Source organism: Paenibacillus sp. R-74696, from assembly GCF_055814915.1.
This window is the reverse complement of the sequence record NZ_JBPULM010000050.1, coordinates 1-19198: the sequence shown is the minus strand read 5'-3', so window position 1 is coordinate 19198 and position 19198 is coordinate 1. Positions and strand designations below refer to the sequence as shown.

Here is a 19198-nt window from a genome sequence, read left to right as displayed (position 1 = left end):
CATGGCAGTAAAGCCAGAATTATTAACGACAGCTTCATCTTTGGAGGAGCTGGAGCGCCTAATTGCTGCCGGGGCTGATGCTTTCCTAATTGGAGAAGCACGCTACGGCATGCGTCTTGCTGGACAATTTGATCTGGAAATGATCAGGCAAGCGGTGGAGCTGGCGGCGCCTCACGGCGTAAACATTTATGTATCGGTAAATAATTTGATCGAAAACAAAGTCGTGGAATCTTTGCCAGGCTATTTGCAGGCACTGGCCGAAGCTGGTGTAAACGGCGTAATGTTCGGTGACCCCGCTGTATTGATGGCTGCACGGAGTGCCGCTCCTGACATGCCGCTGCATTGGAATGCCGAGATGACTTCAACGAATTATGCGACAGCTGAATATTGGAGAAAGCGCGGGGCTACGCGGTTTGTGCTTGCCCGCGAGCTGAATATGGATCAGGTCATTGAAATCAAAGAAAACTCCACGATGCCAATCGAGGTGCAGGTTCATGGCTTGACGAATATTTATCATTCCAAGCGTTCGCTTGTGAACAGCTATTTGGATCATCAGGAAGACTCCGGCAAGCTTGGCAGCGCCAGCAAGGAGCAAGGGCTATACGTAATGGAAGCTGAGCGTAAAGATGAGCGTTTCCCTATTTTTGAGGATGCCAACGGCACGCATATTTTGAGCTCGGATGATATTTGCATGCTGGAAAACCTGCATGAGCTGATGGAAATCGGCGTGGAGAGCTTGAAGATTGAAGGGCTGCTCAAGTCGATAGAATACAATGAAATCATAGTAAGGGCTTATCGCAATGTCATTGACGCTTATATGGCTGATCCGGAGGGCTACCGTTTTCAGGATGAGTGGCTGGAGCCGATTCAAGAAGCGCAAGATCCGCAGCGTGAGCTGAGCTTTGGTTTCTTTTATAAAGAACAGGTGTATTGAGGTATGGGAGCAGGAGGTGCAGCAACTATGACAGTTGCAGAAAACACGTATTCAGGGGCGACGAGCCCGGTGAAAACCCGCTATCAGGGAAAACGCCATAGACTCGATCGTCCCGAGCTGCTTGCCCCGGCAGGCAATTTGGAAAAGCTGAAATTCGCCATCCATTATGGCGCTGACGCCGTATACATTGGCGGACAAAAATACGGCCTTCGTTCCAACGCAGGCAATTTCAGCTTTGAGGAAATGCGAGAAGGCGTCGAGTTTGCCAATCGTTATGGCGCTAAGGTATTCGTGGCTACGAATATTTACGCGCATAATGAGGATATCGGCGGGCTTGAGGAGTATTTGCGCAATCTGGAGGAAGTCGGCATTTCAGCGATTATTGTCGCAGATCCGATTATTATAGAGACGGCTGCGCGAGTAGCTCCTAAGCTGGAAGCGCATTTGAGCACCCAGCAATCCACGCTCAACTGGCAGGCGGTACAGTTTTGGAAGGAAGAAGGACTGCCACGCGTCGTTCTGGCCAGAGAAACAAGCTTTGAAGAAATCGCCGAAATTAAAAAGCATGTAGATATTGAAATTGAAGCGTTTATTCATGGCGCGATGTGTTCTTCATTTTCTGGCCGCTGTGTACTCAGCAATCACTTTACCGATCGGGACTCCAACCGTGGGGGCTGCTCGCAGTCGTGTCGCTGGAAATACGATTTGTTCGTTGATGATATGCCAATGTACACCGAAGGCGAAGATCAATTCACGATGGGGTCTAAAGACCTGTGTATGATTGAATATTTGCCAGAGCTGATTGATGTTGGCGTAGATAGCTTCAAAATTGAAGGCCGCATGAAGAGTATTCACTATGTTGCTACTGTTGTGAATGTGTATCGTCAAGCGATTGATTCCTATTTTGAGGACCCGGAAAATTTTGTACTGAAGCAAGAATGGCTGGATGAAATTTTCAAAGCGGCGAACCGTCCGCTCAACACGGGATTTTTCCTCGATACACCGGGTGCAGAGGATCATATTTATGAGCCGGAAGATAAGCCAGCTCCTTATGATTTTGCCGGAGTTGTTCTGGAATACAATGAAGAGACGGGCATTGCGGTTGTACAACAGCGCAACCACTTCAAATTGGGACAAGAAGTTGAGTTTGTAGGACCCGGCGGCCGCTTCTTCAAGCAGACGATTACGCGGATGACCGATGACAAGGGACAAGAGCTGGATGCAGCAAGACACCCGCTTCAGCGCATCCACATTAAGACTTTTGCACCTGTTGAACCAATGGATATGCTGCGTAAACTAATGATAAAAAAATAACTAGGACCACGACACTGTTTTCGTTTTTCGATAACAGTGTTTTTTTTATTATTTATTAATTATTTGTGAGTTGAAAACCGATATATAGAATTAGGGGCTACATAAGAAAAGAGAGTACAAGGATTCATTGACAACATATTGAACGCTTCTAGAGACCTAGTCTGTAACAAATAAAAAAGGCGGTGTCATCATTGAAAAAAAATGAGGACAAAACTCAGTCGAAGAAAATTACGATGAAAAAAACAGAAGCAGGGAAATCTATGAAAGCCCTTTCTGGACTTTGGGGCAGCTCTAAACCGATTATAAAAAAAATCGCCTCTAATACGGGCAAATACGGGAAAAGCTCCTCCAAGCAGCTGCTCGCGCTGACGAAGGAAATGAAGCTGAACCAGGTCAATAAATCGGTAGGTACGAAGCTGTTTTTAATTATTTTTGCCAGCATCGTAACCTGTGTTTTGGCAGTAGGTCTCATTTCATATTCACAGACGAAAACGATTGTCGAGCGCAAAGTTTCCGGGGCTAGCTTTCAGACAGTCAGCCAAGTAACGACGAATTTGAACATTATTTTGGACAACTATGAAGAAATGACGATGCAAATTTTAATTAATAAAGACTTACATACGTTGATCGGTAAAATGCGTGACGGCGAGGACGATTATACCCGGTTTGAAGCAAGCCGCGAGCTGTCTAGCAAAATGCAGGATTACGCGCTAGGCAACTCCAGCATTAAGGCAATCTATTTGCTGCCGTTGGACGACAAGCTGCCAGTCGTAACAGCAGGAAATGCTTCTTCTGTTGCAACCGCTGCGATGAAGCAGGAAGAGTGGTTCAGCAAGGTGCAAGAAGCAAATGGCAAGGCGCTATGGATTGGGACCCAGCCGAAGGGCTTCGGCGGTGCGAACGGTGCGCCAACGGTTGGTATCAGCCGTCTTCTGAAGGACAGCACGCTGAATGAAGTTTCCTATATGCTGCTAATTGAAATTAATTTGGCTAGCCTCCAAGATTCAATAAAGGATGTATCCTTGGGACTAGGCAGTGAGCTTTCGATCGTAGATGGTCAAAACAACTATATTTTGCCTCCTAACAATGACCTGATTGGTCAGCCGGCTCCAGTAGCTCTTCCGACTGAAGGAGACGCTGCAATAGAAGGATCGGAAAAGCTGAATACTAGCGATGGCGAATCCATGCTGACGGTCTATAAATCATTTGATTCCGTAGATTGGAAGCTGCTCGGTCTTATTCCGGTAGATACGTTGGTCGAGGATGCAAAAGTTATTCGCAATATGACCATTATTACAGCGATTGTAGCTGTATTCATTGCAATTGCGATTGGCTTCCTTGTCATTAGAACGATTGCACAGCCACTGACGAACCTGCGCAATTTAATGAACGAGGGACAACGGGGCAATTTGACGGTGCGTTCTACGATTCAGAAACGTTCCGATGAAATCGGTGAGCTGAGCGACAGCTTTAACGATATGATGACGCAAATTACCAATTTGGCGAAGCAGGCTACACAATCTGCGGATACTGTGCTGCATACGGCAGGCGAGCTGACGGATGTATCGCGGAAAACAGCCATTTCCTCACGGGAAATATCAGTCGCAACTGAAGAAATCGCAAATGGAGCTTCAAGCCTTGCTGTTGAAGCAGAGCGCGGCAGCGACTTGAGCGGCAATATTTCGACCCAAATGGAAACAGTGAAGCAGGCGAATGCGGAAATTGTACGTGCAGCTGGAGAGGTAGAGAAAGCGAGTGAGCGTGGAGCGGCCTACATGGGCGAGCTGAGCCACAAAACGGGACAGACCGAGCAAATGACACGCTCTATGGTTGAAAAGGTAGACAGCCTTAAAGACAGCACAGGCTCTATCGTTAAAATATTGGATGTATTGAACAATTTGACGAAGCAGACCAACATTCTTTCCCTGAATGCGGCGATTGAAGCAGCGCGTGCAGGTGCAGCGGGCAAAGGCTTTATGGTCGTGGCCGATGAAATTCGCAAGCTGGCCGATCAATCCCGTCAATCGATTGATGTGGTAGGACAAATCACGGAAAAAATCCAAGAGGAAATTGACAATACGGTTAGCGTATTGTCGGATGCTTATCCTTTATTCCAAGAGCAAATTGTTTCTGTGAAGCAGGCGACGGATATTTTCGTAGGTGTTCAGGAGCAGATGGTACAGTTTGTACACAAGCTGGATTCAGTAACGGACTCCATCGGCGAGCTGGACAAGTCGCAGGAAGTGTTGTCCGAGGCAATGACGAATGTCAGCGCAGTAGCACAGCAATCCTCGGCAACATCAGAAGAGGTAGCTTCCCTCAGCAGCGAGCAGCTTAGCATAAGTGACGGTCTCGTCAGCCTGTCGGAAGAGCTGGGCAGCGTATCGCGTGAGCTGAAAGATTCTCTTTCGAAATTTAAAATCGAATAATATCGACTTTCATTCAGCCGTTTGAACGGGGTACTTCCCCGTTCAAACGGCTTTTTTTCAAACATGGTGAAAAATGCGTAACGAAAATGAAAAGCTTGTGCTGGATTAATGGCGATCGGAAGCCAAGCTTTTCATGCAGTGAAGCCATATTTCACCCTAATACACATATTTGCGCTGGGCCCAATAACTGAAAAGAAAGATGGATGCCTCGGTCAGCAATTTGGCGATAACAAGGGGAAGGATAAGGGTTTCATTGTAAAAGTACAGAAGTCCATAATTTAAGAGCAGCACAAGAATGACCAGCGAGAAATATTTTGGCAGCGATTGGTGTACCCTGGATACTTTGCCGCCCGTGAACACGTACTTTCTGTTCATTGTATAGTTGAAGATGGAGCTGCACAATCTTGCGGCTACTACGGACAAGAACAGGTTGTGGCTAATGCTTTGAATAAGGAATAATAGCGTGAAGTCTAGTATTGCTGACAGCAGGGAAGAGGTGCTGAACATTATAATCGGCAAATAAATGCGGAAAGAGTCGATCAGCGGGCGAAAATGGGATGATTTATTATGATCCAAATAGACGGTATCAATATATTCCTCGGTAATCTTAAAGCCATCCCGGTGAGCGGTCAGCAGCATGTTCATTTCATATTCGAACCGCTCGCCAGGAATTTGGCACAGCCAGTCCAGCATGGAAAGTGAAAAGCCGCGCAAACCGGTTTGCGTATCATAAATTTTAGTGCCCGTAGTGAGAGAGAAGACTGACCGAGTGACCGAGTTGCCAAAGCGGCTTCGCAGTGGGATGGTTCCGCTAAAACGGCGGCTGCCCAGCACAATGCCTGGCGTTGTCTGGCTGAGCAGCTTCTCGAAAATCCGCTTTATGTCATGGGGCAGATGCTGCCCGTCACTATCTGCACAGACGACGTGGCCCGGCATACCGGCTTTTTGTATATAGCCAAACCCCGTTTTTAAGGCACGTCCTTTCCCGAGGTTGACCTCGTGGGTCAGAACGGTGCAGCCGGAGGCTTCAGCCGCTTCAAAAATGTCACGGTAGCTTGGCCCGCTTCCGTCATCGACAATGACGATGGGCTCAAGCTGGAACGCATGCAGCTGCTGGATCAAATCAAGCAGCCGATTATCAGGCTCATAGGCCGGAACTAATATAGTCATGATGAATTACTCCTCCCCAATATATAAGATGTCGCTGACGCCGCGTTCTTGATTTTTACCAAGCGGATTATTGACAACTCTGCCCATGAAATACATCGTCGATGAGCCTCCGCCGTCCAAATTGTAGGCTTCTGTAGCTCCGAGGCCAGCCATGACATCGGCAAGCTCGGTCAGTGTCATTCCGCGGCTGTAGCCTTCCTTCCGCCCGTCTACTACGACAAATACATAATGGTTTGGAGCAATCATTCCGATCGCGGTTCTCGGATTCGCATTTTGGATCGAGCGGTTTCCGAAATTAGTATCGATTTTGACACTGCTGAAATCACTTGTGATTTTGCCATCTTGTATCAGTATGGGGCCGAATGACAACGTATTGGTGACGCCGTCAGCAAGCAGATCGGAGGAGGAAATCTCTGTTTCATCATACGTTTGGAGCGTTCCGTCATCGAACAGTGCCAGCGCATTCCGCACCGGATCATCGCGGTATACGGTACCGTTGCGAATAATGACGCCATCATCACGGAAGCCATAATAATCGCCGTTGATTGCAAAAATGGCATTATTGCTGGAAGCGATGACTGAGGTATCCTCTATAATATTCGTTCCAAAACTGTTTTCGGCGAATGCAGAGCGCAGGCTGCTGGCATCTTTAACTGTGACATCTGCGACAAAATAGTTGATCAGATCTGAGCCAGATCCTGTCTGAACCTGCTCAATTTTAATTTGTATATCGTCGCTGCTGTAGTTCCAATCATCTGATGCTGCTTGAACTTCAGCAGTTGAAGCAGCTGTATCGCTTGAGCTGTTGGACGTTGCCGCTTGGTCAGTTACGACGACTTCGACGTGCTTGATCAAATAACGGTCTGCGAGACCATATGTCAATGAGCCAAGGCCTAAGAGCGTTGCGATCGTTGCAATCATCCATATCCGTTTCGTTTTTTTGGCTGCCTTCTTGTGCGTCTTCATAATGGAAGCATCACCTCTTCATATAGGTTCTTGAGGGTTATCATACTTGGGCTACCTTAAATGAAACTGAACTATTTTTTGGGCAGCTGGAACGAGTGTTGAAGGGCTTAAGGGAAGGGCGACGCGGTTTATACGTTGGCATTAAGGCCATACTGAGGGGAAGGAGGCTAGCTGAAATGATCAGGCGGCGTGCAGCAATTGTAGCAATACTTTTAACGGTTATAATGGCAGGTTATTTGATTAGGCTGGCGACGCTGCAGCTGATGCCAAGCTTGGGTCAGCCCGCTGCCCAGATGCTCAGCAAGCATATCGACTGGCAGCATAAGGCAGCTATTCAGCGGCAGCGAAATTTGGTGCTGGATTCAGGGCGCGGCGATTTTATTGATCGTTACGGGAGAGCCATTACGGGGGAAAGCTATTCAGCATTGGCACTATTTCCAGTAGAGAGCAAGGCACGGGGAGAGACGACGGAGCTGCGCAAGCTGGCGAAGCTTCTGCAGGTGTCTTACGAGCAGCTGGTGGAAAAATGGGATGCGCTCAAGAGTGCTGATTTTTGGCGGGAGGAAAGGCAGAAGGCACCCTTGAGCCTTTCTGCGAGCCAGTTGGCAGGACTTTCGCAGCTCCATATAAATGGAGTCAAGGTGCTGCCCTATCACAACCGGTATTTGCCGCAGCTTAATGCCAGGCAAGCCATTGGTTTTATAAGCCAGCATCCGGAATGGCTGGAGCAGGCTTATGGAGCGGATCTGGCGTCAGGCAAGCGCAAGCTGACAGATGAAATCGGCGGTGCTGGACTTGAGAAATCGCTGGATACGCTGCTAAGAGGCAATGGGCCAACGTCGGTATCTTTTTATGTTGATGGGCAGCGGCATCCGCTTCAGGGGCTGGGTCTGCGGGTTTTTCAGCCGGATAGCGCCTACTATCCGCTGAAAGTAAAGACGACGCTGGATGTACAGCTCCAGCAGCAGCTTGAGCTGTACGCAGATGCAAATGGCTTGAAAGCTGGAGCAATCGTCGTGCTGGATGCGCAAAATGCGGATATCGTCAGCATGGTGTCCAGACCGCAGATGAACCCGCAGCAGCTGGATCGGAATGAAGAAACCGATTGGTCAAATCATGCGCTCCAAGCGGTTGCCCCAGGTTCGATTTTTAAGCTTGTAACAGAAGCGGCGGCGCTTGAGGCTGGTGTTGTAGACGAAAAAGAAGTGTTCACATGCAGGGGGCAATACGGAAAATATGGTTTAACATGCTGGAAGCAGGATGGCCATGGAAGTCTGACGCTTGAGGAAGGATTAGCTCAGTCCTGCAACATTGTGTTTGCAACGCTTGCGGAGCGGTTGAGCGGCTATGAGCTGTATCAGACTGCTACGGCGCTTGGCATTGGTGATCGATCTGGCTGGCATGCCGAATCAGCATTTGGCCCGTTTGCCGGACGTTTGCGGCTGCTTGGCGAGGAAGAAGGCGGACAGTTGTTTGCTGCGAGCATTTGGCAGCAATTGCAGGACAAGCCTACTCTTGACGTAGACGGGGGAATTATGGCTCAAAGCGGTATCGGCCAACGGGATGTCAGGATGACGCCGCTGCAGGCGGCGAATTTGGTCGTGACGATTTTACATGGCGGTCAACGGCTGGAGCCGCGAATCGTAAGTGAAATTCGTTATGCGAACGGACAGCTGATGGTGGAGCTGGAGCCCCAGCAAGCCCGGCAGGCGGGAACGCCGATACATGCGAGAACCGCTGGCACGCTGCTGGCAGGGATGAAGGCGGTCACTGAGTACGGAACGGGACGCTCCATTCGTGATGGCATATGGCCGATTGCCGGTAAGTCCGGTACGGCGCAGACGCTGGTCAGCGGCAAGGAGCGCGTTCACCAATGGTTCATCGGCTACGGACCGACAAATACGCCGCGATACGCCGTCGCCGTGCTTGCCGAGAGCAGGAGTCCCGGTACAAGCAATCAGGCGACGAAGCTGTTTCGCGGCGTCATGGATATTATAGCGAAGCGATAAAACAGCTTTAAACGAAAGCAGATTTATACGCTTGGAGGAGCTGGCGGGTTGCCTGTGCCTTCTCCGGCACCTGGAGGAGGCACCTGGCTGTCGAATTCGCCTTGCGGCGCTCTGATCCAGCGATGGAAAAAACCTTGGTCATACAAGGTTTTGAGCAAAATGATGAGCACGGGCGATAAGATGACGCCGGCAATGCCGAACAGCTTGAGCGAAATAATCATAAATGCCAGCATCGTAAATGCAGATACGCCGAGCGTGTCTCCGGTAATTTTTGGCTCCAATAGCTGTCTGGCCAATACGACGACGATATACAATACGGACAGCCATACCGCAAGGGAAGTATGCCCCACGATAAACAAATAAATGATCCAAGGGATAAAGATCGTTCCTACCCCAAGCAGCGGCAGCACATCAAAAATAGCCGAGATGACGGCGACTACAAGGGCATTTTTGACACCGAGCAGCAGCAGCGAGATGAAGATGACGAAAAACGTAATCGTAATCATCTTGGCTTGCGCCTTCAGGTAGCCGGAAATGCCCTTTAATACATTTTCACGCAAGAAGAAAAAGGCTTTTTTAAACGTTTTGGGCGTTTTATCCGCCGCTGTTTTTTTCCAGTCATTAATTTCAATACTTAGGAAATAAGCTAATATAATACCGACCAGAAAGTTAAACATAAAGCTGGAGAACGAGGACACGTAGCCGACGGTTCCAGCAAAAATCATTTTGACCAAATTCGGCACATATTCGGCAGCACCCTGGATGTATTCCGTAATTTGCGCGACGAGCTCAGGCGGGAGGGCCTGAATTTTATTTTGCACCTGTGACGTGCTAAGCTCCACCTGCTCCACGAGAATAGCCTGATATTCCGGCAGCTTGTCCAGAAACTCGGAGCCCTGCTTCGAAATAATGTAACCGAGCCCGGAGAAGGCGGATAGAATAAGGATGGAAAACAATAAAATCGATATGCCTGACGCGATGGATTTTTTAATGCCAATCTTGTTCAGCCTTCGTGCCAGCGGCTCAATGCACATGAAAATAACAAAGGAGAAAATGATAGGTGTAGCCAATTGATAAAAATGACTAAAGGCAAACATAATTAAATAAACCGTTAGCGCGATCAGTGCAATGTCAAATGCGGTTCGCCAATATTTTTTATAAAAGGGTAGCATAGCTGAAAACCTCTCTTTTCCAATTTCGTATATCTCGTTTTGATTGTACTATAATTTTAATTTTGCTGCCTATTTTTTGTAGCCATATGATACAATTAAAGTTATCGTTGTTTGTTTATCGCCGATTACATCCAGCTAAAAATTTTAATAACGGTGGGGAAAACATAAATGGAGAACTTAGTTGTCTGGACTCTTTATTTTTTCTCGTTCTACGCTTTCCTCCCTGCGTTTATCAGTCGTACTTTCGGATTTAGGGTTTTTAAGAAAGGCCTGGTAAAGAAGGAAATTGCTCTTACCTTTGACGATGGCCCGGATGCTGTCTATACGCCAAAGCTGCTTGAGTTGCTGGCTCGCTATGATGCGAAAGCGACTTTTTTCATCGTTGGTGCACATGGCGAAGCGCAGCCGGAGCTATTGAGCAAAATACATGAGGAAGGCCATACGCTTGGCATACACAATTATGTTCACAAGACCAATTGGTTCATGCGGCCAAGGTCCGTCAAGCGTCAGATCGAGCGTACATGCGAAATAATACGAGAGGCGACGGGGAGCCGTTCCAATTATTATCGGCCTCCTTGGGGCATTATCAATGTGTTTGATTTTGCTGGCATTGGCCATTTGCAAATCGTATTATGGTCGTCAATGTTCGGAGATTGGAACAAGAGGCTGGGGGCGGAGCGCCTTAAGCGAAAAATGCTGAAGAAGCTCCGCCCCGGCGAGGTGCTGCTGCTTCATGATTGCGGGCAAACGCCTGGCGCCCATCAGGATGCTCCTGCTAATATGCTAATCGCACTTGAGGCTTATTTGCAGGAAGGCGTAAGGCAAGGCTATCGTTTTGTTACGATAGAAGAGATGATAAAGCTGACAGAGCGAGCCAAGGAACGCCAGCTGTCATGGTTTAAAAAATCACTTATAACGCTATGGCTGCAGTATGAGCGTTTGTTCCATCTCGCTTTTCAGCTTAAGCAGGTAGGAGTGGAGTCGCCGGCGCTGCATTATCGAATGATTTCCTACAGCGGCCAGCCAATCGAGCTGGCAGAGGGCGAACGTTTAAGCAAGGGAGACCGGGTGGTGGAGCTGCATTTTGACAACCGCAAGCTGTCTGGCATTGCGGCAGAAGCGGCATCGCCATTAGCTGCTGGAATTAGAATGCTGCGGGAAGTAGAAGCGGCATTGCCTATGCTTGCCCATCAATTGGCGCATGATCCTGCGGCGGCTGATGCGAAAGCATTATACGGCGTTACAATGATTCATCGAGGAGCGGATCGGTTTGGCTTTGAGGTGATCCCATTGCCGGACGGCTTATTTGCTCGTACGACCCGAATTTACTTGCGGCTGCTTATGCGCGTGTTGACGAAGAAACCGAGGAATGCGAAAAGCAAGGAGCGCAGGAAAGCGATTGATCCATGTATGCTGCTATATCCCATGAGCAAAATACAAGCTTTTCAAAATACGCAAGCAGCACTGCTGAGGGTAAGCATAGGACAAGAGGCGAGCTTGCAGGCGGCGCCAGCAGGTGCTGTGGATGCTGTTCCGATGGAGGGCAGTACTTCCACCATATAATCGAACTCCGGCGTCTGTTTACAGGCGGCCGGAGTTTTAAAATAGAAAAAAAGGCATTCAAAGGACAGCATTGCTATCATAATAAAGATCACTTAATTATAGAGGAGGCTATCCCAGCATGGGGGAACCGACATCTGATGAATATTTAATTCAACTGATCGCACGGCAGGATGCATCGGCGCTTGAGCAGCTGTACGATCGCTATGAACGGCCCGTCTACTCATTCGTTTATCGAATGCTGAAAGATGAGATGGCATCGGAGGAAGTGGTGCAGGAGCTGTTTGTGCGGATATGGAATGCGGCTTCTAGAGTTGAAACCGAAGAAGCCTCAGGAAAAATTAGCACCTGGATTTTTGCAATTGCCCGCAACCTTGCCATTGATTGGATCAGAAAGCAGGGCAGACGTCCGCAGCAGGTTCAGGCAGAGATGATCTTAGAGCGAACGGTCGATCCGCATACAACTGAGAAGGTTGTGGAGGACCGAATGCTCGGCGAACAGATGAAAGAGGCCATTGGACAGCTGAGTGATGACCAGAAGCAGATTGTTGAATGGATCTATTATATGGGTTATACGCAGCAGGAGGTGGCGGACAAGCATCAAATTCCGCTTGGTACCGTTAAAAGCAGGGTAAGGCTTGCGCTAGGCCAGCTGCGCAAACGATTCGAGCATACATGGAAGGAGGGAGTGCGGCAATGATTAAACCTAATGATTCACTTTGTGATGACGTGGAGATGTATTCACTTGGAGGCCTTGATGCTGAAGCAACGCAGCAATTTGAACATCATTTGTCGCATTGCCAGCAGTGCAGAGAGATGGTGGAAGAGTTGCAGCCTATTATCACTCGTTTTCCCCTTGCAGTTGATTCGGTAGAACCGCCAGCTGGTATGAAGCAGCGTATACTGGCTGCTGTATTGCAGTCTGCGCCAACGCCTGTACCGATGTCGACATTAACAGCCGCTGATGAAAGCATTCGCCCAGAACGCCAAGAGAGCAGCGATAATCAGGCGAGCAGTCCTAACGATTCTAACAGTGAAAACAAGGCTGGCAGTGAAAAATCCGCTCATCGCCCGGGGGTAGTCCCATTACTAGCAGCAGCAGGGGAAGCAGGCGCGGCGGACAAGAATTCGTCTCCAAGCCAAACAGAGCAGCGGACAGCAGCTCTACAGGCTCAGCTGCGCAAACGCTGGGTTGCTCGTGTGATGACGGGTGTTGCGGCTTCGTTTGTTATTCTTTCCGGCTTTTTATTGCAGCAGGTTAACCAGCTTAGCAATGAAACGGCTGATTTAACGAGCCAGCTGGAGCAGCTGCAGCAGCAGATTGCGGCCTCCGACAGTCCAGCTGCTGCTTCACAGGTAAACGGTGTTGTATCGCTTAAGCCGGCGGAAGCAGGCATTGTAGCCGAGGGCCGCGCAACGATTAGCGTAGACAGCAAAGGCATGCATTTGATCGTTCAGGTCGAGCAGCTGCCTAAGCTTCAAGGCGATGAAGCCTTTCAGGTGTGGCTGCTTAAAGATGGCAAGCCGGTTAATGCAGGGACGTTCCTACCAAATGAAGGCGTAGGAGCGCTGTATTTTACATTTAATCCGGATGACTACGATCAAATAGCCATTACGCAAGAGCCGGATGCCAATGGGGTAGAGCCAAGAGGCTCGATGGTGCTTGCCGGGGCATTAAGCCAAAGCGTGAAATCAAACTCTTAATTGCATGTTTAGCTTGCTGGCAAGCCTGTTTGCTAATCTGCTTGTTATTAACTCATTTTAGCGGTAGATAGGAAAGACCATGCAAAAAAGCACGCTTGCTCGCGGTTAACGCGGTTGAGCGTGCTTTTTCTTCTTTCATTCACCCGCTAGTCTAGCCAGCTGCTGTTTCTGATTGAATTTAGCGCACAAGTAAAGGAGCTTGCTTACTGAAAGGTCGCTTCGTGCAAGGTCTTTAAGCTTGGTGGACACAGCAGCCGCTATTTCATTCGAATCACGGGTTATGGTAGAGTCGGCGGACTCCGGAGACACTAATTGCCGCCAAACGTTATTTTGCGGGGGATAATGAGGACGATAGCGAATTTCCTGTCCGCGTACAGCCTCAAATCGTCTAAAATGACACAATAGCGGAACCTCAGTCCTTCAAAAAGGAGGCAGCGCGTCGAGCTGTGTTGTTCCTGCACCACTCGCATGCCGCGGCTCCATGAGCCTTGAAACGTCAGATTAGATTGGCTTGGCTTAGGATTAACGTAATGTAAGAACAAGCAGCTCGATTCTGATTAGAATAAACACCTAGGGCAAAAAGAAAAGCAGCGCCGAAGCGCTGCTTGATGTTAGACTACATTTTCATTACGCCGCCACGGCTGGCGTTAGTAACGAGGTGGGAATAACGCGCGAGATAACCGCGTTTGATTTTTGGTTCGAAGCCTGGCCATGCGGCACGGCGTTTCTCGAACTCCTCGTCGCTGATTAAAACGTTCATTCCACGGTTGTTCATATCCAGCTCAACGATGTCGCCGTCTTGTACGAAAGCGATTGGACCGCCTTCAGCCGCTTCCGGTGAAACGTGGCCGATACTGATTCCGCGGGATGCGCCGGAGAAGCGTCCATCGGTTACGAGACCGACTTTAGCGCCTAGGCCCATACCAGCGATTTGCGAAGTAGGAGCAAGCATTTCTGGCATGCCTGGACCGCCTTTAGGTCCTTCATAACGAATGATGACAACATGTCCTTCTTTAACTTTGCCGTTAGCGATGCCCGCAAGAGCTTCATCCTGGGAATCAAAGCAAATAGCAGGACCTTTATGATAGCCGTTAACCGATTTGTCGATCGCGCCGACTTTGATGATTGCGCCGCCTGGAGCAAGGTTGCCGAACAGTACAGCAAGTCCGCCACGCTCACTATGCGGATTGTCAATCGTCCGGATAACGTCGGTATTTTGAATTTCACAGCCCTCTACGTTTTCACGCAGCGTCTTGCCTGTTACGGTGATGCAATCGCCATGCAGAGTGCCTTCTTTTTTGAACATTTCATTCAGTACGGCACTTACGCCGCCAGCCAGATGCACATCTTCGATGTGGTAATCGGAAGCCGGGGCGATTTTAGCCAAATGCGGCACGCGCTCAGCAATTTCATTGATGCGCTCGATTGGGTAGTCAATGCCTGCTTCATGTGCAAGTGCCAGCGTATGCAGAACGGTATTTGTGGAACCACCCATTGCCATATCGAGGGCAAAAGCATTATCAATCGTATCTTTCGTTACGATGTCGCGAGGCTTGATGCCAAGCTCAATCAGCTTCATCAGCTGGGTAGCCGATTGCTTAACGAATTCTCTACGCTCAGGTGCTACGGCAAGAATCGTGCCGTTGCCTGGAAGCGCGAGGCCAAGGCCTTCAGCAAGACAGTTCATCGAGTTGGCAGTGAACATGCCTGAGCATGAGCCGCAAGTCGGACAGCCGAACTGTTCAAGCTCCAGCAAGTCTTTATCATCGATGATGCCTGCTTGGTAAGCGCCGACACCTTCAAAAACGCTGGAGAGCGAGATCGAGCGGCCGTCAGATGTTTTACCCGCCTTCATTGGTCCGCCGCTGACGAACAGCGTCGGAATGTTGACGCGCAGGGCGCCCATCATCATGCCCGGAGTAATTTTGTCACAGTTTGGTATGCAAACCATACCGTCGAACCAGTGCGCATTTACAACGGTTTCTACGGAGTCGGCGATAATTTCACGGCTCGCCAGCGAGTAGCGCATGCCGATATGTCCCATTGCAATCCCATCATCAACACCAATGGTATTGAATTCGAAAGGAACGCCGCCAGCATCGCGAATTGCTTGCTTAACCAGCTTGCCAAACTCCTGCAAATGAACGTGACCAGGTACAATATCAATATAGGAATTACAAACAGCAATGAAGGGCTTGTCGAAATCTTCCTCCGCAACTCCTGCTGCACGCAGCAAGCTGCGGTGCGGTGCACGGTCAAATCCTTTTTTTATCATGTCGGAACGCATCTTCTTAGGTGCCATTAAAAATCCCTCCAGTATGAAAAGTCGATACCTTTGAGTTTAACACAGAGGACAAGCATTGGCTAGTAATGTTGATGGACTTATATGCTTAATACGGCTTCTGGCTTGGCTATCAAGGAAAAACACGGTATAGTAGTAGGAAAAGTATAATTATCGTGCCGTGAAGAAATCCAGTATCGCGAGGGGTATAAATGAATCAGGAAAATACGGAGAAAAGAATAGAAAAAATGCGTGAGATGGACGAGGCCTTTCGCCAGCTCAGACGTCTAATCCATGCTGAATGGAATCGGTTTAATGTTCAAGGGCTCGGCATGACAGATGCAAAGATGGTTTTGCTGCTATCGGAGCATGGCCCACAGAAAGCGTCGGTTATGGCGGAGCTGCTGCAAATCACGAGCGGCGCGGTCACTGGCATCGCAGACCGATTAATTAATTTTGGCTACATTGACCGCGAGCGCAGTGAAGAGGACCGCCGTATTGTGCTGCTCACAATCACGGATGAGGGGCGCAAATTGGTGGATGGCATTATGCGTGTTCGCGAAGATCTCATGCTCAGGCTCTATGAAGGATTTTCGCTGGAGGATATGGATATTACCGTGAGCATGTTCACGAGAATGAGCGAAAATTTGGAACGCAAGCGCGAGGACAACAGCGAGGCTTAGTCCTGCTTACTGGCCCTTGGTGCTGCCTTTGCCCAGTAAGCTTCCAATGCGTTCATATCAAGGTGAAACGGCTATCGCCGTCCTTTGGTGGCGAGGCGCGTTTCAGTCCGAGAAATATAGAGAAATATAGAGAAAGGATGAGAAAATTATATCCTTTCCTATATTTCAAAAAAAGGGATTCGCTTCGTTTGCACGAAGGAATCCCTTTTTTAACAATAGCTGGTTTGTTCTAAAGCTTATAGACCTTCGCCATTCAAGTAGTTATGGAATGGCTTGTCTACCCAGAACGTATAGGAATCAATGTTGACCGCTGGATCGAGCTTGCGGAAGCCTTCTACAATGTCTTTCGATTGATCATTCAGCGAGAAGGACTGGGCATAAAAATAGCCGCTGCCTGTAATTTTATTATTCGTAATGACCTCGTATTCATCGAGCTTAGTCGAGGAATAATAAAGCGGCTGGAACCATGAGCCATAGATGAGGCCAGGCTGATCGTCTTTATCTTTTTTCGCATATTGCAAAATAATAGGCTGGAAGCGGGCTTTATCCGCTGAATTCTTGAATTCAAAGGCGATGTCGAATTCCTTCGCATACGTAATATAGTTGCCGTTCTCGATTTGGACAACTTTATAATTTTCAGTATCCTTTGTCGGCGGCTCGCCCCATTCCTTCATGAAGACGAAGGCGGATGTTTTAGGCTCCAGTTGAACTTTGGCGTCAATGCCTTCGCTGCGCAGCAGCCCGATAAGCTGGATGACATGCTTGAGGTCACTATGTCCATAAGTAAGGGATAGCGATGGCGTGAAGTTGGCGTCAAATCGCGCGTCCTTCAGGTTGTAGCCCGTCACCAAATTATTTTTGAGCGCCGCATCTACAATCGTTTGCAGCTCAGGTGCTTGAATAATGTTGGACGTTTTGAAAGCATCATTCAATTGGGCGTAAATAGTGCTGTCGCTGATGTTGCCGATGAAGTGCTTGTATTCTCCTTTAAAGGAAAGAATTTGCACGATCAGTGTTTCGGCAAGCTGCGGCGTCAGTCCTTTGCCTTTAATGGCATTGTACTGGGAGGCTGGCAGCAAGCCTGTATCAACGGCTGCAGCGAGCTCTTGCGCTGCTGCTGTTCCAAGAGAGGACGCAGGGATATTCAGCTTCTTCAGTCCAGCTGTAATTTTCGCCTGCGGGTATGTATGGGCCAGCTCTTGCAGTCCAGCTGCTTTAACGGCGATATACAAAGCGGAAGCTGCTGTCAGCTTTTGCTCGGCGTTTACGGTTGTTGATGTGAGAATTCCTTGTTTATGAAGGGCAGCTGCTGCGGTATAATAAGGACTGGTCTCCGTCAAATCGGTGAAGGCAGGAAGCTCTTCCGGCTGCTCCAGCTTAAGCGCACCCGCTACAGCTTGAATGAATTGTCCTTTTGTAATCGTGCTGGTAGTGAAGGTGATGCCGAACTTCTCTTTAAGGAACAGCTTAGCTTCGGATGAAGCGGCAGTCGTTGCCGTGCTTGTTGCTGTAGTAGTAGAAGTAGCTGCATAAATAGGAACAGCCGATGATAAAGCGATGGATAGGGCCAGAGATGCGGACAATAAGGATCTGGTTAGTGCAGGATATTTTGTGCTCATAAAGTTCCCTCCGGTATTGGATATTATTTTCCAAAACATATTAAATGACTCGGAATAGTACGATTATACTAGCATTGTTACAATTTTGTGTCAACATCGTATTTTTATAACTAACTTTCATGAAAATAATGTAGAATAAACGAGAGTTTTGTCGAATATTCACTATTGACAAAATCCGATAAGCTTACTAGGATAAAGAGAAAAATACAAGCTATTTAAGGGAGAGAAACGTACACAGATGAAAAAGACACTGGCGTTAACAATTTCATTATTGATGGTTGTCGTTATACTGGCGGCCTGCGGCTCGAATGGAACAAATAACAGCAGCACCGGTACGAATGGCGGTACGGCTACAAATGCTGGAACGGCAACAGCTGCTCCTGAAAATGAAAAGCAAAAACGCGTTGCGCTCGTGCTTCCTGAGCAAATCGGTGTTAACCCGTTTTTCGCATCGATGGATGAAGGCTTCAAAAGAGCTGGTGAAGAATTTAATGTAGAAGTGAAAACGATTGAGTCTACAGACCCTGCTGCATTCGAGCAAAACCTGCGCGCAGCGGTAGCAGACAATTACGATCTGATCATTACAGCAACCTTCCAAGCGGAGGATGCACTTAATAAAGTAGCTCCAGAAAATCCGGACAAGCCGTTCGCGATTATCGATACAATCGTGAATCAGCCGAACGTTCGCAGCGTCGTGTTCCGTGAACAGGAAGCAGCGTACCTGCTAGGCGCAGCAGCTGGCCTTTCCACTAAAACGAATGTAGTTGGCGCAGTAGTAGCGATGGATACACCGCTGCTTAAGAAATACACATTTGGTTTTGAGCAAGGGCTTAAAAGCACAAACCCAGATGCAAAATTTTTGACTAACTATGTAGGTAATTTCAATGATTCGGCAAAAGGCAAGGAGCTTGCACTGCTGCAATACTCGCAAGGTGCAGATTTTGTAGCCGGCATGTCGGCAGTAGGCGATCTTGGCGTATTTGAAGCAGCGAAGGAAAAAGGCCTGTACGCTTCGGGTCAAGACGTTGACCGTACGGAGCTTGATCCTGAGCACATCGTCCTCTCCCAATTGAAAGGTACAGATGCAGTAGCGTATGAAACCGTTAAAGCATTCGCAAACGACCAATTCGACTTTACAGCAACTGACTACGGCTTGAAGGAAAAAGGTGTAGGTCTTACATTCGTAACCCAAGACAGCAAATCAGCACTTAGCCCATTTGTTGGCGAAGACACAATTACTAAAGTGAAAGCCATTGCTGAAGATATTATTTCAGGCAAAGTCGTCGTAGAGCTTCCAGCGGCGAAATAAGAAGATGCACCGGCTGCCAGCGGGCAGCCGGTTTGCTTGTTTTTGAAA

14 protein-coding genes are annotated in these 19198 nt (G+C 48.5%); 9 read left to right on the top strand and 5 right to left on the bottom strand.

Annotated features, from left to right (window positions below):
- Position 1 precedes the first annotated feature (1 nt).
- The 3 genes from ACSR9A_RS28570 (at position 2) to ACSR9A_RS28560 (ending at position 4677) form a co-directional block, all read left to right on the top strand.
- Positions 2-934: a peptidase U32 family protein gene (locus tag ACSR9A_RS28570; RefSeq protein WP_473761630.1), complete on the top strand. Its 933-nt coding sequence runs from the start codon at positions 2-4 to the stop codon at positions 932-934.
- 27 nt (positions 935-961) lie between these two features.
- Positions 962-2248 carry a peptidase U32 family protein gene (locus ACSR9A_RS28565; RefSeq protein ID WP_473761627.1) on the top strand — a complete coding sequence of 429 codons (1287 nt, stop codon included), beginning with the start codon at positions 962-964 and terminating at the stop codon, positions 2246-2248.
- 377 nt (positions 2249-2625) lie between these two features.
- Entirely contained in the window at positions 2626-4677 is a 2052-nt protein-coding gene (locus ACSR9A_RS28560; protein WP_473762368.1) for a methyl-accepting chemotaxis protein, read from the top strand.
- A gap of 156 nt (positions 4678-4833) precedes the next feature.
- Here ACSR9A_RS28560 and ACSR9A_RS28555 read toward each other — a convergent pair whose 3' ends face one another.
- Positions 4834-5847: a GtrA family protein gene (locus ACSR9A_RS28555; RefSeq protein WP_473761624.1), complete on the bottom strand. Its 1014-nt coding sequence runs from the start codon at positions 5845-5847 to the stop codon at positions 4834-4836.
- A gap of 6 nt (positions 5848-5853) precedes the next feature.
- A complete protein-coding gene (locus ACSR9A_RS28550) occupies positions 5854-6813 on the bottom strand; it encodes a phosphodiester glycosidase family protein (protein ID WP_473761621.1) in 960 nt (319 codons plus the stop codon).
- Between the two features lie 176 nt (positions 6814-6989).
- Here ACSR9A_RS28550 and ACSR9A_RS28545 point away from each other — a divergent pair, with 176 nt between their 5' ends.
- Positions 6990-8822: a peptidoglycan D,D-transpeptidase FtsI family protein gene (locus tag ACSR9A_RS28545; RefSeq protein ID WP_473761619.1), complete on the top strand. Its 1833-nt coding sequence runs from the start codon at positions 6990-6992 to the stop codon at positions 8820-8822.
- Positions 8823-8845: 23 nt separating this feature from the next.
- Here ACSR9A_RS28545 and ytvI read toward each other — a convergent pair whose 3' ends face one another.
- Positions 8846-9994, bottom strand: coding sequence for a sporulation integral membrane protein YtvI (ytvI, locus tag ACSR9A_RS28540; RefSeq protein WP_473761616.1), 1149 nt, complete (start codon positions 9992-9994; stop codon positions 8846-8848).
- 168 nt (positions 9995-10162) lie between these two features.
- Here ytvI and ACSR9A_RS28535 point away from each other — a divergent pair, with 168 nt between their 5' ends.
- From ACSR9A_RS28535 to ACSR9A_RS28525, 3 genes are all read left to right on the top strand, one after another.
- Entirely contained in the window at positions 10163-11557 is a 1395-nt protein-coding gene (locus ACSR9A_RS28535) for a polysaccharide deacetylase family protein (RefSeq protein WP_473761613.1), read from the top strand.
- Between the two features lie 118 nt (positions 11558-11675).
- A complete protein-coding gene (locus ACSR9A_RS28530; RefSeq protein WP_473761610.1) occupies positions 11676-12254 on the top strand; it encodes an RNA polymerase sigma factor in 579 nt (192 codons plus the stop codon).
- Positions 12251-13258: an anti-sigma factor domain-containing protein gene (locus tag ACSR9A_RS28525; RefSeq protein ID WP_473761607.1), complete on the top strand. Its 1008-nt coding sequence runs from the start codon at positions 12251-12253 to the stop codon at positions 13256-13258. Before ACSR9A_RS28530 ends, ACSR9A_RS28525 begins: the two co-directional genes overlap by 4 nt.
- A gap of 616 nt (positions 13259-13874) precedes the next feature.
- On the opposite strand, the gene ilvD is transcribed toward ACSR9A_RS28525, so the two are convergent.
- On the bottom strand, positions 13875-15560 hold the full coding sequence (gene ilvD / locus ACSR9A_RS28520) for a dihydroxy-acid dehydratase (protein WP_341281828.1): 1686 nt from the start codon (positions 15558-15560) through the stop codon (positions 13875-13877).
- A gap of 191 nt (positions 15561-15751) precedes the next feature.
- On the opposite strand from ilvD, the gene ACSR9A_RS28515 reads away from it, so the two are divergent.
- Positions 15752-16222, top strand: coding sequence for a MarR family winged helix-turn-helix transcriptional regulator (locus ACSR9A_RS28515; protein ID WP_341281829.1), 471 nt, complete (start codon positions 15752-15754; stop codon positions 16220-16222).
- 236 nt (positions 16223-16458) lie between these two features.
- Here the strand turns inward: ACSR9A_RS28515 and ACSR9A_RS28510 are convergent, their stop codons facing one another.
- Positions 16459-17841, bottom strand: a complete 1383-nt coding sequence (locus ACSR9A_RS28510) for a hypothetical protein (RefSeq protein WP_473761605.1) — start codon at positions 17839-17841, stop codon at positions 16459-16461.
- 238 nt (positions 17842-18079) lie between these two features.
- Between ACSR9A_RS28510 and ACSR9A_RS28505 the strand changes: the two genes are divergently transcribed.
- Positions 18080-19150 carry a BMP family lipoprotein gene (locus ACSR9A_RS28505; protein WP_473761603.1) on the top strand — a complete coding sequence of 357 codons (1071 nt, stop codon included), beginning with the start codon at positions 18080-18082 and terminating at the stop codon, positions 19148-19150.
- Positions 19151-19198: the final 48 nt, after the last annotated feature.

Excerpts from the sequence above, each read along its gene's own strand:
- ACSR9A_RS28545 (WP_473761619.1), top strand. The coding sequence starts at position 6,990 with ATGATCAGGCGGCGTGCAGCAATTGTAGCAATACTTTTAACGGTTATA.
- ACSR9A_RS28560 (WP_473762368.1), top strand. The coding sequence starts at position 2,626 with ATGAAGCTGAACCAGGTCAATAAATCGGTAGGTACGAAGCTGTTTTTA.
- ACSR9A_RS28555 (WP_473761624.1), bottom strand. The coding sequence starts at position 5,847 with ATGACTATATTAGTTCCGGCCTATGAGCCTGATAATCGGCTGCTTGAT.
- ACSR9A_RS28565 (WP_473761627.1), top strand. The coding sequence starts at position 962 with ATGACAGTTGCAGAAAACACGTATTCAGGGGCGACGAGCCCGGTGAAA.
- ACSR9A_RS28505 (WP_473761603.1), top strand. The coding sequence starts at position 18,080 with ATGAAAAAGACACTGGCGTTAACAATTTCATTATTGATGGTTGTCGTT.
- ACSR9A_RS28570 (WP_473761630.1), top strand. The coding sequence starts at position 2 with ATGGCAGTAAAGCCAGAATTATTAACGACAGCTTCATCTTTGGAGGAG.
- ilvD (WP_341281828.1), bottom strand. The coding sequence starts at position 15,560 with ATGGCACCTAAGAAGATGCGTTCCGACATGATAAAAAAAGGATTTGAC.
- ACSR9A_RS28525 (WP_473761607.1), top strand. The coding sequence starts at position 12,251 with ATGATTAAACCTAATGATTCACTTTGTGATGACGTGGAGATGTATTCA.
- ACSR9A_RS28510 (WP_473761605.1), bottom strand. The coding sequence starts at position 17,841 with ATGAGCACAAAATATCCTGCACTAACCAGATCCTTATTGTCCGCATCT.
- ACSR9A_RS28515 (WP_341281829.1), top strand. The coding sequence starts at position 15,752 with ATGAATCAGGAAAATACGGAGAAAAGAATAGAAAAAATGCGTGAGATG.
- ACSR9A_RS28530 (WP_473761610.1), top strand. The coding sequence starts at position 11,676 with ATGGGGGAACCGACATCTGATGAATATTTAATTCAACTGATCGCACGG.
- ACSR9A_RS28550 (WP_473761621.1), bottom strand. The coding sequence starts at position 6,813 with ATGAAGACGCACAAGAAGGCAGCCAAAAAAACGAAACGGATATGGATG.
- ytvI (WP_473761616.1), bottom strand. The coding sequence starts at position 9,994 with ATGCTACCCTTTTATAAAAAATATTGGCGAACCGCATTTGACATTGCA.
- ACSR9A_RS28535 (WP_473761613.1), top strand. The coding sequence starts at position 10,163 with ATGGAGAACTTAGTTGTCTGGACTCTTTATTTTTTCTCGTTCTACGCT.